Below are 15,677 nucleotides of genomic sequence, written 5' to 3'. Positions count from 1 at the left end.
ATTAATATGCTTCAACAAATACAAAGGTTGTGCCAAAAGGGCATTTTTGATACTATTTAGGCCATAAAGCAACACTAAGATGACCAATAAAAGTTAATTTCCGCTAACTAAAACTTTTTCAATTATCAACTGTTTTAGTAGGTTTGAAGGTGCTGATGCATCGAGCCAAATAATCTCGATATGGTCCTTTTCCATTTTCCTGAAAAAAGTATTTTGTCGTTTGGCATATTGGCAAATGGCGATACCCAGTCTTAGCTTTAATTCTTCAAAAGTCAATAATCCATCCAGGTAATTAACAATGAATTTATACTCCAGTCCATAGAAAACCAACATTTCTTTGCTAATACCTTCTTTAATTAATTGTTCTACCTCCTCTATTAAACCTGCATTGAATCTTTCGTTTAGTCTTGTTAGAATTTTAGCTCTGGTTACTTCTACTTCATTCTTCAATCCAAAAATAATCGGTTTAATTTCTGGTCGCTCAACAGCTTCGATGGTATTATGGTTTAAATAATCTGCTACTTCTAGTGCACGGATTAATCTCTTTTTGGAGGAAAGATCAACATGATCAATGTTTTGGTTTTTATGATGCTGAAGTTTTAAAATCAACTCTTCTTTCGACAATGGATTGAGCTGATCTCTTAATGGTTGATTTACGGGAACAGCGGTTAAAGTTTGATTTTGCAAAAGACTATGGATATACATCCCTGTTCCACCACAAAGGATAGGTATTTTGTTTTTTTGCGTGATAAATTCAAAAGCCTGATAGAAGTCATTTTTAAAAGCATCTACATGATAGCGTTCACCAGGTTCTAAAATATCAATTAAATGGTGAGGGATTTTTCTTCCGTTAATATGATATTCTTCCAAATCTTTACCGGTGCCCATATCCATTCGTTTAAATATCTGACGGCTATCGGCACTAATAATTTCGCCGTTTAAGGCATCGGCTATACTTACGGCTAGCTTGGTTTTGCCAGCGGCGGTTGCCCCTAAAATGATGATGAGGTTATACTGATCCATTAAAATTTGAGAATAAATTTTAAACTTCCCGTATTAAACATCTCCTGTGCTAAAATCAGCTGTTCTTTTTTTAACTGACGATTTAGGTTTTCGTCCAGCACGTAAACCTGAGGTTCTAAAACTGCAGTCTGTTTAAAACCTAATTTGATATAGGCCGCTCCTGTCGACCAGTCACGATCTGCGTAAGTCATCAGGTCATTAGGTTTATAGGTTTCAACGAAAAAGGAAATTAGTTTACTTAATCCTCCTGTAATGGAATAACCTGCTTTAACCGCAAACCTGATCAATTCTGCCGATTTATAATTTTCGGTATGGTTCATTTTTCTTAATGCCGAAAAAGTAGCAACAGCCACGAGCTCATCTTTTTCAAATAAACCAATTTTATAACGGCTACTTACTGATCCCTGTAAGTGATTTTCAGTTAAAAAAGAATCAGAAACTGGTTTAGTAATTTTTAATACTTTGGTTTTTCTTCCGTGAATACGGATATTTTTGCCAAGCAAAGATTTTATTCTTCCTAAAACCTGATCTGGTTTTGATTGCCAAAGATCTTCCCAAAGATGAATGAGTTTAGTTCCTTCCTGATCGTGTTTTTCTTGCAATTGAATGAGATCTCGTGGAGTAAATTTATTTTTTAAACTTACCAGGTGAATGATCAATTGATGTTCGATCCGTAATAACCGAAATTCATCTTCTATAAAAAAAGCATAACCAATTTTGTTATTAGCGAGCGCTAAACTTAATTGATGATGCCAGTTACAGTCAGAAATTAAATTGTTCAATCAGCAGAGGGGTTATTCAGAATAAATTATCTGCTGCAAATTTAACCATCAGATTGTTAAATCCATTCTTTTTCTTTAAAGTTAGTATGGATAATTTCTATCAAAGTTTCTATTTCTTTTAATTTGGGATCATCAAGTACTGCGATTTTCAAGCCTGCTTTATTTTTGCCAAAATCATTTAAATTATGATTTGTTGTAGAAAATTCGTCTGTATTGATTTTAACTTCTACGGTATCCCCATTAATATAAACGCCGGTAAAAAAGCGTTCGGTCACTTTTTCGCCGTTTAATTCAATGTTTTTTTCACTATAAAGATCATAGCCATTCTCCGAATTTTCGTGTACCGTATATCCACGGCTGGCGTAGGGCTGTAATCCAGCTCTAATGGTCTGAAAAATTTCAACAAGATCAGTTTTCATAATTGTATTTGATTTTAGAATTAAACACCATACTACAATTATTGTTTAGTTTTTATTCTTCAAGCCACCAGTTTTCTGTTGGTAAATATTCGTTTAAAATTATTGTTTCACCCAATTTTGGCGTAACCAAAGGAAGCTGCTTTTCTGCTGCAGCTAAAACTGCCCTTTTTACTGGCTCATTCCAGGGGTGCATGGCTAAGCTAAATTTGCCCCAATGTACCGGCATCAGAATTTTTGCTTTTAAATCGATTGCAGCCTGCACCGTTTCTTCGGGAAACATATGGATGTAAGGCCAATAGGCATTGTACTGTCCACATTCGAGCAAGGCTAAATCGAAGGGGCCAAACTCCTCACCTATTTTGGCGAAGTGTGCATCATAGCCAGAATCGCCTCCCAAAAACAATTGGTAATTTTCAGTTTTCAATACGAAGGCCGACCAAAGGGTTTGATTCCGTTTAAATTTTCGTCCGGTAAAATGTCTCGCCGGAACAGCTGTGATTTTCAGGTTATTAAATAAATCAACTGATTCGTCCCAGCCTAATTCGTTGATCTTCCCGCTATTAATTCCCCATCTTTCCAGATGTTCACCAACCCCTTGCGAGGTAACAATAGTCTTAACTTCAGGCGCGATTTTTAAAATACTCTGGTAATCGAGGTGATCATAATGATCGTGTGTGATGATCAGGATATCGATATTTCTAAATTCTTCTGCTTTTACAACGTCTGTACCTAAAAAAGCCTTACTCCCAATAAATGAAAATGGAGATGGAGTTTTGCTAAATACCGGATCAACTAAAACCCTTAGTCCATCAACTTTGATTAAATAAGAAGAATGCCCAAACCAGATAATTTCAGGAGCATCGCTTTTAGGTTTTCCGTTTAAGTTAGGCGCAATAAAAGGAAGTGATTTATCTGGAGCCCTGTTGGGATGTTTTTTAAAAAGAAATGCATTTAAAACCTTAAAAAAGCTAACACCTTCGGGCTGCATTAACGTTATCGACTGATTTTGTAATGCACCATCACGATAGTTAGCTAAATGATGGATTTTTTCCAATCTTGCCCCCTTTGGCAAACGGCCAAAAACCGGGAGGTTCGTTATAATGAAGAACGCGATTAGGATAAAAAGTAAAATGTATATAGCTATCATTATTAAAAATTAATAAAACCAAAGTAGGAATATGATTTTAAAAAAGAAGCTGGAGTGAGATATATGACGTATGGATTACTTCTTAGGGGTTAAAATAGCAATGCCTTAACTGGTAAAAGCATTGCTGTAAAAACTTTATAATAATTAGAATAAGGCACTTTATTTATAACACGCGTAAATTTTATACCTTTGAATAAGGGTTAAACATATAGCTTAGATAACTTTTGTGCCTGCTTGCAGGAAAATAACCCGTTTGGCGAGGAGTGGTACGAACACTTCTCGCCTTTTTTATTTAAATACTCCCAAAAATTGACGGGCACCTTTGTTAATCATTGGGGTGCATATCAATTTTGTCTTTTTAAGAGGCTAAAATTGCTTTCTATGTATAATTTTTATATTATTATTTTTTAGAGCGTATAGCCCTTAAGTTTTCCCGAAAGTATTGATATTTATATAGTAGAGGAAAGAAATAAGAAAAAAAAACAACGCAAACGTTTGATTAATTTTGTATTATTACATATTGAAGAAATTTAATGTAGTTTAGCACTCAGAATGCAGTCGAAACCAACAACCATCAAAGAAATAGCCAGAATCTTAAACATTTCTCCATCCAGTGTTTCTAGGGGATTGCATGATCATCCTAGCATTGGAGCGGTAACTAGGGAAAAAATTAAGCAGCTGGCTAAGTCTCTAAACTATGAGCCTAATAATGCGGCAATTCTTTTTCAAAAAGGGAAAACATATACTATTGGCGTAATTTTACCTGAGCTATCAGAACACTTTTTCTCTATCGCTATTTCTGCCATTGAAGATGAGGCTATTAAGAAAAATTATACGGTTATCTTTGCGCAGTCGCATGATAATTATGACCAGGAAGTAAAACTCGTTGAAAAAATGAAAAATCAACGGGTAGATGGCTTATTAGTATCCATCAGTAAAGACACTTCAAAGTTTGATCATTTCGAAAAACTTAATTCATTTAATATACCTGTCGTATTTTTCGACCGGATACCTCCGTTTAAAAACGTGCATTATGTAGCGTGTAGCTTAGAGAGCGCAACAATTAAGGCTGTGAACTATCTTTTGAAAAAAGGACATAGAAGTATCGGAATGATTAATGGACCAAGTACCTTATACGCCAGTGAGGAACGCAAGGATGGCTATATGCAGGCGATTACCTTTAACCGCTTAAAATTTGATCCATCGTTGGTGGTGAACTGTGACCTAACTGAGGAAGGCACCATCGACGCAGCCAATCAATTTTTAAATCACAAGCGGAAACCAACAGCGATTGTTGCCTTTAATGATTATGTAGCGCTTTTCCTGATTAAATACTTCAAAAAGCTGAATGTAATTAATGATTTTGATATAGTGAGTTATGCAAACCTACCTATTATCAGTTACTTAGATAATTCGCCTGTAGCCTCAGTAGAGCAATATCCATATTTGCAGGGGCAAAAAGCGGCCAACATCTTGTTAGATCTTATTCATAGTCCTAATTCTGAGAACCAGGCCTATTACAACACCATTGTAGAGTCTGATTTGATTATAAACGATGTAAAAGAATAAACAAACGTTTGCGCTAAATTTCTAGCTTTTGTTTAAGCTTCCTGGTAAAATATTATAATACTTTTTAAAGGCAGTAATAAAATGTTGTGCGTTTTTATAGCCTACAAGAAAAGAAACTTCGTTTACCGTTTTCTTTTCACTGGATAGAAAATAATGGGCTTTCTCCATTCTGATCTTATAGAGATACCCAAATACGGTATGTCCAATTAGCTCCTTAAAACCTCTTTTAAGCTTGTAATCATTAATTCCAACCCTGCGTGATAGCTCGATTAATGAATTTGGATGTTGTAAATCGTACTCAACCAATTGTTTGGCCAAAAGAATTTTTTCTACGTCTTCCTTTTTTAAAAGGCGTGTTTGTTTCTCTGGTTTTTGATTAATATAAACAATAATCAGCTCAAATATCCTGGCTTCCAGGAACAGGCGCTTTACCCTACCTTCGTACTTAGGATAAATAATTTGCTGCAATATCAACCCGATTTCTGGGGTGATGGATTTTGAGATTTCAGATTTAATGTCATTATCGAGTTTTCCTCCGGTTACCTGACGAAAATAATCTGACGTAAACTGTATATAAAGATATCTGGTTTTCAGTGTTACGTTAAATCTCATCGAATTAACCCTGCCTATATTAAAATCTTGCTCGTTTTTAGTAAGCGATAAAAAAGCATCTTGTTGACGATCGTTACCATAATTAATCGCACCGTTCAGACAAAATAAAAAGCCAATATGTTGTTGAGAAGATTCAAAGCAAAAATTCTCTTCTTTGTGCGGATGGATCTCCGTAATACCAATGTGGATTCCCCTAAACCACTTTTCCTTTATATGGTATTTTACACCATCCTTTTCAAATGCTAACACAGTTTCGCTTACATCATTAATGCTATCAAAATTATCGGGATAGGTATTCTTATAAACAATATTTCCTGTTGGATAGGTTGAGAGTTTAACTTCCATATTTATTTAATCCGTTTGGCGGTATTAATTATCCGTTTAACGTTATCTGCTTTTTGTGATTATATACAAATTTGCATAATTATTTATAATTAGTCTAAATAAATGAAGATATATTTATCAATTGCCTTATTGCTTTACGGATTTGTTGCTGTAGCCCAGGAGATTAAAGTTGATAGCGCAAAGGCAAATGATTTAAGAGATGTGGTAATTACGGGGCAGTATGGCCCGCAAACTTTAAGAAATTCGGTATACCATGTAAGAACAATAAGTGCAGAACGGATTAAGTTAAGAGCCGCAACCAATGTACAGCAGGTTTTAAATACCGAACTCGGGTTTCGCTTTAGTAATGATTTAACCCTGGGCACTACAGATATTCAGTTAATGGGTATGACAGGAAGAAACGTTAAAATACTTTTAGATGGGGTACCCATGGTTGATCGCTCGGATACCCGCGAGAGTTTAAACCAGATCGATATCAATACCATTGAGCGGATTGAGATTGTTGAAGGCCCCATGTCTGTTATATATGGTTCCGATGCGCTGGCAGGTGTAATTAATATTATCACCAAAAAACCTGGCAGGGAATTACTAAATCTATCTGCAAGGATACAGGAAGAAACTGCTGGTAACGAATATGAAGCTTTATCGGGCAAGGGTAACCATATGCAGAATATCACTGCAAATTGGAAAAATAATAACTGGAGTGTACTGACTGGTTTTAGCCACAACGATTTCGGTGGCTGGAATTTAGCAGCAAAAACAGCCACTATAGATGAAGTTAATGCCATTGCTAACCGCTGGAAACCAAAAGAACAGTTTTTGGGTAACGCCAAGGTAGGCTATCGTTACAATAACTTTAATATCTGGTACAGGCTAGATGCCTTGAAAGAAGATATTGATGTACGTTATGGCCTAAACCCCAACAATTATAAAGGAATATTGCAAACTTACACCACACACAGGTATACACAACAACTTCAGTCGGAATACAAAATAAACAACAGCTTACAGTTGTCTGCCATTGCAGGTTTTACCAAACTGGACCGTGCAACTAAAACAGTGATCCATAATTTCACAAACAATACTGAAGAATTAAGTACAGGAGCTGGTGAACAGGATATAGCCAAATTTAATGCTGCTAATTTTAGGGTTACTGCTATTTACACACTAAGCCAATCGGTTTCTTTTCAGCCAGGTTTTGAATACAGTAGAGATGCCGCCAGCGGACAAAGAATTAACGGATCACCGATGATTAACGATTATGCAGCTTTTCTTACCGCAGCGCTCAAAGTAAGCGATCAAATAAGCATCAGACCAGGTTTAAGGGTGATTAAAAATTCTGTTTACGATGCACCTCCTGTAATTCCATCGTTAAATACAAAGTTTATTTTAACCAAAAAACTCGATTTACGCTTAGCCTTTGCCAAAGGTTTCCGCTCTCCTGCGTTGCGGGAGCTATATTATGATTTTGTTGATGCCAGTCATAATATTTTGGGCAATCCCAATTTAAAAGCAGAAGAATCGAACAGTTTTAATGGTTCATTGGCTTGGGAGGGCGTACAGGTTAGGGATTTTCAGTTCCGTTCTACCCTATCAGGATTCTACAATCTGTTTAAAAACAGGATAGAATTTGGTTTCGATCCAACAAACCCAACCATTACCACACTAATCAATATTTCTAAATACAAAACAACCGGTGGTACATTGGAAAACACGTTCATCTTTAAAAATCTTCAGGCTACACTTGGTGCATCGTATATCGGGAGATATAACGATTTAAGCGAAAACACCAACCTGCAAACACCAGAATTTGCTTGGGCTACAGAGCTAAACTCGAACATTACCTACACTTTTACTAAGCTTAATGGAAGCATCAGCCTGTTTTATAAATATACTGGCAACTTACCAAGCTATCAGATAACTAACAATGCTACGGTAAAACTGGTAAAAATTGGCGCCTTCCACACAGCAGATTTAATGTTCAACAAAAACCTGCTTAAATCGCTAACCATTAATGCCGGCATTAAAAATCTTTTCAATGTTACACAACTCACCAATAGCTCAGTAGCAAGTGGTGGCGCACATAGCACTAGCGGTGCAACCGTACCATACAGCTATGGTCGTTCTTACCTCCTGGGTTTAAGCTATAGCTGGGATAAACTATAATAAAAACAAAATAATTATATACAGACATGAATAAATTAAACTCAATGATTGCCATCGCTTTTATGGCGGTAACCTTTACAGCCTGTAAAAAAGACACTGAAGAACCAATAGTAGTGGTGCCGCCCTCAGATGGAAGTACTTTAACGCTTAATGGAATAGTTGGCACGGAGGCAGGAAGCGCTGCCGGGAACAGTGTTTATGTAGATTTTAGTGCTGATAAACAAACTGCTGTTGAAAGAGATAGTTGGGATTTAGGTTTTTATTCGGGAGCAGATTTTAAAGTGATATTAAACTCAACCAATGGTGCTTCTGCTTTAGTAGTTAATAAAACAGATTTAAACGCTGTAACCACTGCCGATTTTGATCCTAATGCTTTAAAAGTTGGTCAGGGACAAGGTAATTTTACCATAGTTGACGATGGTAGAGAAGCCAATATTTTAAATAAAACGGCTATTGCTGCTATTTCTGCTACAGATGCCGAAAACAAAGTTTATATCATTAACCGGAAAGGTGGTACTGCAACTGTTTTAGCTAACGATGAACTTTACAAAATCAGGGTAATTAGAAAAGGTGCAACAGGTTATACTTTGCAGTATGCTAAGGTTACTGAAACTACTTTTAAGACTTTAGATGTTATCAAAAATGCTGATGCTAACTTCCAGTTTACCGCTTTGATAAAAGGAACTACTGTTTCTGCTGAGCCCGTAAAGGCTAGCTGGGATATTGTTTGGACTTACAGCATGTACTGGACCGCTACTTTCCCTTATGCATTTTCTGATTTGATTTTCATTAACAATTTAGGAGGTGTAACGGCTGGTATTGTTTCAGAAAACACTATTGCTTATGCAGATTTTAAAGAATCAAACATCAGTACAGTAGATTTTAAATCAGATAGAGCAATAATTGGCTCAACATGGAGAAGCACACAGCCGGCTACAGGAGTTACGCTTAAAACTTTTTATGTAATTAAAGATGCAGCTGGTAATGTTTACAAGTTGAAATTCATTTCGATGGGTGCTGGTGATGGTGGTACCCGTGGCAAACCAATAATCGAATATAAATTGGTGAAAAAAGGATAACGTAAGTTAAGGCTTACCTAAAAAATATGTTTTGTTAGTTGGATATAGGCTCTCCGCGATGGGGAGCTTTATCTTTTTATTGGGATTATTAATTTATGGGCGTCATGCTGAATTTAATTCAGCATCTATATTGGTAGCTCGTTAAGATCCTGAAACAAGTTCAGGAAGACGATTGGTGGCTTCGTAAAACTTTGGAGGTCTAAATGGTACGGCTCTATCAGACTTCATAAGTCAATTTTGCCCTAAACGCAAAAAGGGTCCTGGCATACCAGAACCCTTTTTGTTTCTACTCGCGAAATATTATTTTCCAGAGTTTTTCTTGTCAGTTACTTCTGCACGGATTTCTTGTGCTAAAACTTTAAGATCTTGCATTGCTTTACGCACACGAGTACCAGCAGCTGCATTGCCAGCATTATAAAATTTTTCTACATCTGCTTCAATAGCAGCAACAGCAGCTTTAACTTTTGAGAATTTTTCCATCGCTAATTGATGTTTTTAAGGTTTAAAAAAATTATTTTTTCAATAATACATATTTACCTTGAATTAACAACAGAAAGCAAATATTTATTTGAAAGAAGTTTTGCACATTTTCACAATCAAAAAAATGCCCTGGCACTATTATAGACGTATTTTTTTAGTTTTTGTTCTCAAAATTTGGTAACTTAATTCAGTTGTTTTGATAAGTTGATCAGGTTATTAAAGGTTAAGTTGGCGCTATTTACACAACGTTTATAGTCTGCCTCAGCAACGGTTTGGTTTATTACAGAGACAAATATTTTCCATTTTGCACTTAGCTCATCGCCATAAACACCGTAATAATTTAAGCCACCTTCGTGATCTTTAAAATTGGGATTGGCTAAAATATGCCTTTTAATTACGTTTCCGCCCAAGGTAGCTCCTTCTAACACATACAGCGCACCTAAAATTTCTGCCGTATTTTTTTCTGGAACAAACAATTCAAAATCTAAACCTGGTAATGTTAAACTATCTATATTCCAATAATTTAAGTCTTGTTCTAAAGCAGTGAGTTTCAATCTGCTTTTCATTTCTAATTGTTCGGCAATGGCTGTATCCAACATATTCGCGAGCGTATTCTCTAATTTCTGGTGAATAATATAATTAATGGTCAACAGCTTTTTATACTGTTCAATGCTTAAGGAATTGTTCATAATCTCATTCACAAACATTAAGGATTCTAATGTTTTATGGTTTTCTGCTGTTTCAGTTCTCAATAAATTGGCAATCATTGTTGGAAATTTAATTATTAAAAAGAAAAGATCCGGATTTAATAGCCGAATCTCTCCATATGGTTTTATAAAATTTTAATTTAACCTCAAATGTTGGTTAAACCAAAAATCGTGTACAGAATGTACACATTTAAGCAAGTTCTCGTAACCATCAGGCTTGGTAAGATAGGCATTGGCACCAAACTCTATTGATGCTTTTACATCATCAGGATTATCAGACGTAGAGAACAAGATTACAGGTACTGTTTTGAGATAAGGAATATCCCGTACAAACTTTAAGAGATCTAAGCCTGATAAGCCGGGTAAGTTCAAATCAAGCAATATTAATTTAGGCTTGGTTTTACTTTCGGCAAAATGTTGAAGTTTTTGCAATGCTTTCATACCATCTTCAACTATAGTTAGATTAAGAGTATCCTTAACCTCTTGTACGGCACTTTGCATAAAAAATGCATAGTCTATATCATCCTCAACATAAAATATATCTGGTGTTTTCATATTATCTGTTTTTAAAAGCTACAAAAAAGGTAGATCCTACATTTAACTTACTCTCAAACCAAACCCTGCCATTGTGTTTTTCTACCACCCTTTTTACAATGGCCAGCCCCACTCCTGTTCCTTCTATATCCTTAACATTATCCATACGTTTAAAAAGCTCAAAAACCCGGTCGTAATAACGGTTGTCTATTCCTATACCATTATCTTTAACTGCGTAGATAGTCTCTCCTCCATCAATATACGCAGAAACCTCTACTTTAGGTTTGTCCACCATGGCAGAGTATTTTACCGCGTTCCCAATCAAGTTTGTGAAAACCTGGGCTATCATGGTCTTATCTCCTTTGATATGTGGAAGTTGCCCTAAAACTAATTCGGTATGATCTGCTTTAAAAGCCGACCATACTTCGCCTTTTATTTCTTTTAACAAAGATTCTATATCAACTGTTTCAAAATTTATCTCAGAACGGCCAACCCTTGCTAAATTTAAAATCTCTTTAATTAAGAAATTCATTTTATCTGCACCTATTAAAATCCTACTGAGCATTTTCTGGCCATTTTCATCAATACTTTTATTCTTGAGCATAAGCTCAGCATAAGTTTTTACTGAGGTTAATGGTGTTCTTAAATCATGGGATATGGTATAGCTAAAAGTATCTAATTCCTCGTAAGCGGCCTGCAACTTTTCATTAAGCAATCTAATTTCGTTAGCCTTTTTATTGATATCGGTAATAATAATTTCGCGTATCCTTAAAACAGAGGCGATTTCTTCAGGCATCCATTTTTCAGAGGTATTATTAACTACCTGCGACCAGGTTTCGAAAGATTTGCGTGGCGACAGGGCCAATAAGCCATTTTCTGATGGAACTACGGGTTTTTCGGGATTTCCAGCCCAATTTACAGTAGTAATGATTTCGGGCTTAAACCAGATGATCATTTCGCCCATTTCTTTATTTAATATACAAGATAGGATTCCAGAGGCTATTGACTTGTATTTTTTAGCTGGAGAATAGATTTCAGGCAATCGATGGGTGTAATAGATCGATTCATCATTATTCGCTTTCAACCATTCGGCAAGTTCTCTTATTTCTTCCTCCGATGGCACATCTCCAATGGTTTTAAGTTCATTGTCGAATATGATAACCACTCCCGAGGCTTTGGTTGTGTCCAAAATAGTTCTTTGGTGCATGGTTATGGCTTCTACTAAATACTTATCACGGTTTAAGTGTTCTAGAAGAATGTTGGCCGTATTTTTAAATTGCTGGATAATCTCTGTATCCTCTTCTTCCTGGCGGTATTCTAATGCTGAGGAAAGGATCTGCCCGATTAACTTAGCCCCTTCTCTGGCTTTATAATCTATAAACTTAGGACTATAGTTATGACAAGCAATTAAACCCCATAATTCGCCATGAGCAATTAAGGATATACTAAAACTCGAATGAACACCCATATTTTTCAAATATTGAATATGTATGGGCGATACCGCACGTAAGGCACTATTGGTTAAATCAAGTGCTTCGTTTTCTTTAAAAGTAAAAATGGGTGAATCAGGTATGTTTACATCAGCTATTAACCTGGTTAAATTTAGTTTATAAAGCTCGCTAGCCTGTTTCGGAATATCTGATGCGGGGTAATGTAATCCAAAAAATGGTTCTAAGTCTTCCTCTTTTTCTTCTGCCACAACTTCACCATGTCCATCGTCTAAAAATTTATAAATCATTATCCGATCGTAATTGATCAGTTTTTTTACTTCTTGCGCAGCACCTTTTAACAAAGCTGAAATACTTTTCCCCTGAAGCATAGATGAGGCGGAGCGACCTATAGAACTCTGAATATCGAATTGTAAGGTTACTGGCTCAAATTCTAATAGCCAGTCGTTTTTCGATGAAGAAATAATTAAATAATAAGAGCGGCTATTAATTTCAACTGGATGGGGACTAATGGCATCAAAACTTTTGCGGATAATACCCAGCTTAAGTAGGTCTTCGATTTCAAATGCTGGATTTTGTTGTTTAAGAAACTGATTTAAGGTAGAAAGTTGTTTGTTTAGTAAGCTTTTGGCTTGTTCTCCTAAAAAAACTTCAGCATTTTCACTAATATAGGTAATAGACAAGCTGTTCTTATCAACTGCTACAAGAAAGCCATGTGATTGAATTTTACCAGGAATATGAATGGGTTCTTTATCGCAATTGGTAAGGTCTACAGAAAATTTAGTCATATATATTTGATATTTCAGCGTATTTAATTTCACGAATTAACAAATATTAAGCCTATTTTTAGAATCACTCTAATTTGGTAAATTCAGATTTGAGATTTATTTTTTATTATATATTTGTTTGAATTTTTAAAAATCATTCAAACTTTGGCAAAGAAAAATATTTTGGTTATTGAAGATAACCATGCAATCCTAGATGTTATAACCCTTATTTTAGAAAGCGAAGCTTTTAATGTTGATGGATTAAACAAAGGTGCTGATTTTATTAACCATGTTCAGGAATTTAACCCAGATGTAATCATCATGGATATAATGCTCCCTGACGCTGATGGAAGGGTACTTTTAAAAGAACTTAAAGATACCGCAACTACAAACCATATTCCCGTTTTAATGATTTCTGCCCGTTATAATGCAAACAATTATGCGTTGGATGGTATTGAAGCCGACGATTTTATGGCCAAGCCTTTTAACATCGATGAATTGATGGACAAGATTTATGCTTTGCTAAGAAAATAGTTTTTTACTCAGCCATACCAGGTAATTTTATTCCTCCCAGTTTTAGGTTTTTCATCAATACTTGCCAAAAAGAAAGTTCAATATCTGTAAAACCGTATGCATTTACCCAAATATTTAACCTTACTTTAAAGCCACTATCTTCTAAAGCAGACACGCCTATTCTTCGTTCTGGTGTTTTTAAAATTCTTCTTATATTATTACGGTTTTTTGTGTTTAACTGGCGTGTCTTTAGTTACGTTTACTTTCTTTGCATCTTTGGCTGATGTTACTTTATCATCAGCCCCTTTAGCTTTTGCATTTTTCGGTGCGGTAGCCTTGCTACTTTCGGCCGCTGTTTTAGCATTTTTCATACACTATTTTAAATTAGTCTTCGGCATTTAGCCATGCTTTTGCTTCTTCTATTTCTTCTGGCTTAAAGCCTTTAGATTTACCAGGTGTAGCTACTGTGAAAATATCAGTAAACCACTCCACTCCTTTTTCGGCACTTACTACGGCAATTTTTTTCCATTTGGTAAAATTCTGTAGTCCAGCTTTAACATCCTCTATCCATGCGCCGGCAGTAAAATTTTTAACATCAGTTTCCAATACCAATAAATATCTAATTTCTTTAAATCGCTCAGCCGTTCTTTTTAAGCCGGTTAATAAAACGCTCTTTACATCGTCGCTCGTTACTTCTCCGGTAGCTCTTACACCAAAAATATGGTCCGGTAATCCTATTATTTCTGTCAGCATAAAATTTCATTTAGTTAATGAACACACCAATTCGCCAAGATGTTTGCCATTTAAATAAATTTTGAAATTTATGCAACATCAAAAACACTATCTTACAGATGCTGTTATAGAAACAATATATATCAATAAACAATCTTATGAAAACCAACTTCTTAAAACCTATTACTTTTGTTTGTGGTTTGGCTGTTTTGCTTTGTGCCTGTACAGGTGGAACAAAAACAACTACCGTTACAGATTCGACTATAACAGATTCAACATCGGCTGCAGCATTAAAACCTGCAGGGCCTGCCCCTGAGTGGGGGAAAACAATAAAGCCAGAAATGCAGGCGGTTATAGAAAAATTAAGTAGTTATGGGGATAAACCTTTAGAAACTTTAACGGCTACTGATGCACGCAAGAATCATACACCAACCGATGCGGTAAGGGATTTGGCAGAACAAAATAATATTACCGTGCCAGTTGCTAAGGTAGATACCATGGGGAAAGATATTGATGTTAGCGGAGGTAAAATCCATCTGCGTATTTATACGCCAAAGGCAGGCAACGGGCCTTATCCATTAATTGTTTATTACCATGGCGGTGGTTTCGTTATTGCCAATTTAGATGTTTATAATGCATCTGCACAGGCTTTGGCCGAGCAGGTTGGTGCTATTGTGATTTCTGTAGCTTACCGCTTAGCACCAGAAAACAAGTTTCCTACTGCGCATAATGATGCTTTTACAGCTTACGAATGGGCAGTTAAAAATGCGATAGATTTAAAAGCTGATCCAGCTAAAATTGCAGTTGTTGGTGAAAGTGCAGGTGGAAATTTAGCGGCAAATGTATCTATTATGGCCAGAGACAAACATATTATGCTTCCTGTGCACCAGGTTTTGATCTATCCCATTGCTCAGGCAAATATGAACACCGAATCTTATAAAATGTATGAAAAGGCAAAACCGCTGAACAAAGCAATGATGGGCTGGTTTACAGAGAAATATCTGACTACAATGATCGAAGCCCAGAACCCTAAAATATCATTGGTTAATGCCAATTTAAATGGGCTTCCGTCAACAACTATTATTACGGCCGAAATAGATCCTTTACACGATGATGGTGTAATACTGGCTAATAAATTGAAAGCTGCGGGGGTAAAAGTGGATAGTAAAAATTATGAGGGCGTAACACATGATTTTTTTGGTATGGCGCTGCTTGTACCAGAAGCGAAAGCCGCTCAGGCTTATGCCGCAGATCAATTAAAAGCTGCTTTTAAATAAGCATTTTTAACCACAGTTGAACACAGATCTTAGTATCTGTGTTTGTACTTTATATCAGTGGTTAAATTATTTTTCGA

The 15,677-nt window shown here is 35.9% G+C and carries 17 protein-coding genes; 5 read left to right on the top strand and 12 right to left on the bottom strand.

Going from position 1 to position 15,677, the window contains the following annotated elements; all coding sequences use genetic code 11:
* Nucleotides 1–93 precede the first annotated feature (93 nt).
* From miaA to FHT21_RS09000, 4 genes are read right to left on the bottom strand one after another with little or no spacing between them, the layout of a single operon-like run.
* Entirely contained in the window at nt 94–1,023 is a 930-nt protein-coding gene (gene miaA / locus FHT21_RS09015; protein ID WP_167294353.1) for a tRNA (adenosine(37)-N6)-dimethylallyltransferase MiaA, read from the bottom strand.
* Nucleotides 1,023–1,805 (bottom strand): hypothetical protein, encoded by a 783-nt coding sequence (locus FHT21_RS09010; protein ID WP_167294352.1) that lies wholly within the window; start codon nt 1,803–1,805, stop codon nt 1,023–1,025. The genes miaA and FHT21_RS09010 overlap by 1 nt, the downstream gene beginning before the upstream one ends.
* Before the next feature lie 56 nt (nt 1,806–1,861).
* On the bottom strand, nt 1,862–2,224 hold the full coding sequence (locus FHT21_RS09005) for a hypothetical protein (protein ID WP_167294351.1): 363 nt from the start codon (nt 2,222–2,224) through the stop codon (nt 1,862–1,864).
* A 52-nt stretch (nt 2,225–2,276) separates the two neighbouring features.
* Nucleotides 2,277–3,371: an MBL fold metallo-hydrolase gene (locus tag FHT21_RS09000; RefSeq protein WP_167294350.1), complete on the bottom strand. Its 1,095-nt coding sequence runs from the start codon at nt 3,369–3,371 to the stop codon at nt 2,277–2,279.
* A gap of 552 nt (nt 3,372–3,923) precedes the next feature.
* Here FHT21_RS09000 and FHT21_RS08995 point away from each other — a divergent pair.
* The gene (locus tag FHT21_RS08995; RefSeq protein WP_167294349.1) at nt 3,924–4,940 is read left to right on the top strand and encodes a LacI family DNA-binding transcriptional regulator; all 1,017 of its coding nucleotides are present in this window, start codon (nt 3,924–3,926) and stop codon (nt 4,938–4,940) included.
* Between the two features lie 21 nt (nt 4,941–4,961).
* Here FHT21_RS08995 and FHT21_RS08990 read toward each other — a convergent pair whose 3' ends face one another.
* Complete coding sequence (locus tag FHT21_RS08990; RefSeq protein WP_167294348.1) at nt 4,962–5,897, bottom strand: AraC family transcriptional regulator; 936 nt, start codon at nt 5,895–5,897, stop codon at nt 4,962–4,964.
* A 102-nt stretch (nt 5,898–5,999) separates the two neighbouring features.
* Between FHT21_RS08990 and FHT21_RS08985 the strand changes: the two genes are divergently transcribed.
* Both FHT21_RS08985 and FHT21_RS08980 read left to right on the top strand, forming a co-directional pair.
* Nucleotides 6,000–8,063: a TonB-dependent receptor gene (locus FHT21_RS08985; protein WP_167294347.1), complete on the top strand. Its 2,064-nt coding sequence runs from the start codon at nt 6,000–6,002 to the stop codon at nt 8,061–8,063.
* Between the two features lie 26 nt (nt 8,064–8,089).
* Complete coding sequence (locus tag FHT21_RS08980; protein ID WP_167294346.1) at nt 8,090–9,142, top strand: HmuY family protein; 1,053 nt, start codon at nt 8,090–8,092, stop codon at nt 9,140–9,142.
* Nucleotides 9,143–9,442: 300 nt separating this feature from the next.
* On the opposite strand, the gene FHT21_RS08975 is transcribed toward FHT21_RS08980, so the two are convergent.
* From FHT21_RS08975 to FHT21_RS08960, 4 genes are all read right to left on the bottom strand, one after another.
* A complete protein-coding gene (locus tag FHT21_RS08975) occupies nt 9,443–9,622 on the bottom strand; it encodes a hypothetical protein (RefSeq protein ID WP_010602585.1) in 180 nt (59 codons plus the stop codon).
* A gap of 182 nt (nt 9,623–9,804) precedes the next feature.
* The gene (locus FHT21_RS08970; protein ID WP_167294345.1) at nt 9,805–10,389 is read right to left on the bottom strand and encodes a biliverdin-producing heme oxygenase; all 585 of its coding nucleotides are present in this window, start codon (nt 10,387–10,389) and stop codon (nt 9,805–9,807) included.
* Between the two features lie 75 nt (nt 10,390–10,464).
* Complete coding sequence (locus FHT21_RS08965; RefSeq protein WP_167294344.1) at nt 10,465–10,884, bottom strand: response regulator; 420 nt, start codon at nt 10,882–10,884, stop codon at nt 10,465–10,467.
* 1 nt (nt 10,885) lies between these two features.
* Nucleotides 10,886–13,099: an ATP-binding protein gene (locus FHT21_RS08960; RefSeq protein WP_167294343.1), complete on the bottom strand. Its 2,214-nt coding sequence runs from the start codon at nt 13,097–13,099 to the stop codon at nt 10,886–10,888.
* Between the two features lie 144 nt (nt 13,100–13,243).
* Here FHT21_RS08960 and FHT21_RS08955 point away from each other — a divergent pair, with 144 nt between their 5' ends.
* Complete coding sequence (locus FHT21_RS08955; protein ID WP_167294342.1) at nt 13,244–13,612, top strand: response regulator transcription factor; 369 nt, start codon at nt 13,244–13,246, stop codon at nt 13,610–13,612.
* Nucleotides 13,613–13,616: 4 nt separating this feature from the next.
* Here the strand turns inward: FHT21_RS08955 and FHT21_RS08950 are convergent, their stop codons facing one another.
* The 3 genes from FHT21_RS08950 to FHT21_RS08940 are packed head-to-tail and all read right to left on the bottom strand — an operon-like array spanning nt 13,617 to nt 14,344.
* Complete coding sequence (locus FHT21_RS08950) at nt 13,617–13,766, bottom strand: hypothetical protein (protein WP_167294341.1); 150 nt, start codon at nt 13,764–13,766, stop codon at nt 13,617–13,619.
* 43 nt (nt 13,767–13,809) lie between these two features.
* The gene (locus FHT21_RS08945; protein ID WP_167294340.1) at nt 13,810–13,962 is read right to left on the bottom strand and encodes a hypothetical protein; all 153 of its coding nucleotides are present in this window, start codon (nt 13,960–13,962) and stop codon (nt 13,810–13,812) included.
* Between the two features lie 13 nt (nt 13,963–13,975).
* Complete coding sequence (locus FHT21_RS08940; protein WP_167294339.1) at nt 13,976–14,344, bottom strand: STAS/SEC14 domain-containing protein; 369 nt, start codon at nt 14,342–14,344, stop codon at nt 13,976–13,978.
* Between the two features lie 137 nt (nt 14,345–14,481).
* On the opposite strand from FHT21_RS08940, the gene FHT21_RS08935 reads away from it, so the two are divergent.
* A complete protein-coding gene (locus FHT21_RS08935) occupies nt 14,482–15,600 on the top strand; it encodes an alpha/beta hydrolase (protein WP_167294338.1) in 1,119 nt (372 codons plus the stop codon).
* Nucleotides 15,601–15,677: the final 77 nt, after the last annotated feature.

Source organism: Pedobacter sp. SG908 (genome assembly GCF_011759615.1).
In the GTDB taxonomy this organism is placed as follows: domain Bacteria; phylum Bacteroidota; class Bacteroidia; order Sphingobacteriales; family Sphingobacteriaceae; genus Pedobacter; species Pedobacter riviphilus.
Note: the sequence above shows the minus strand (reverse complement) of the source record. Positions and strands in the feature narration are given on the sequence as shown.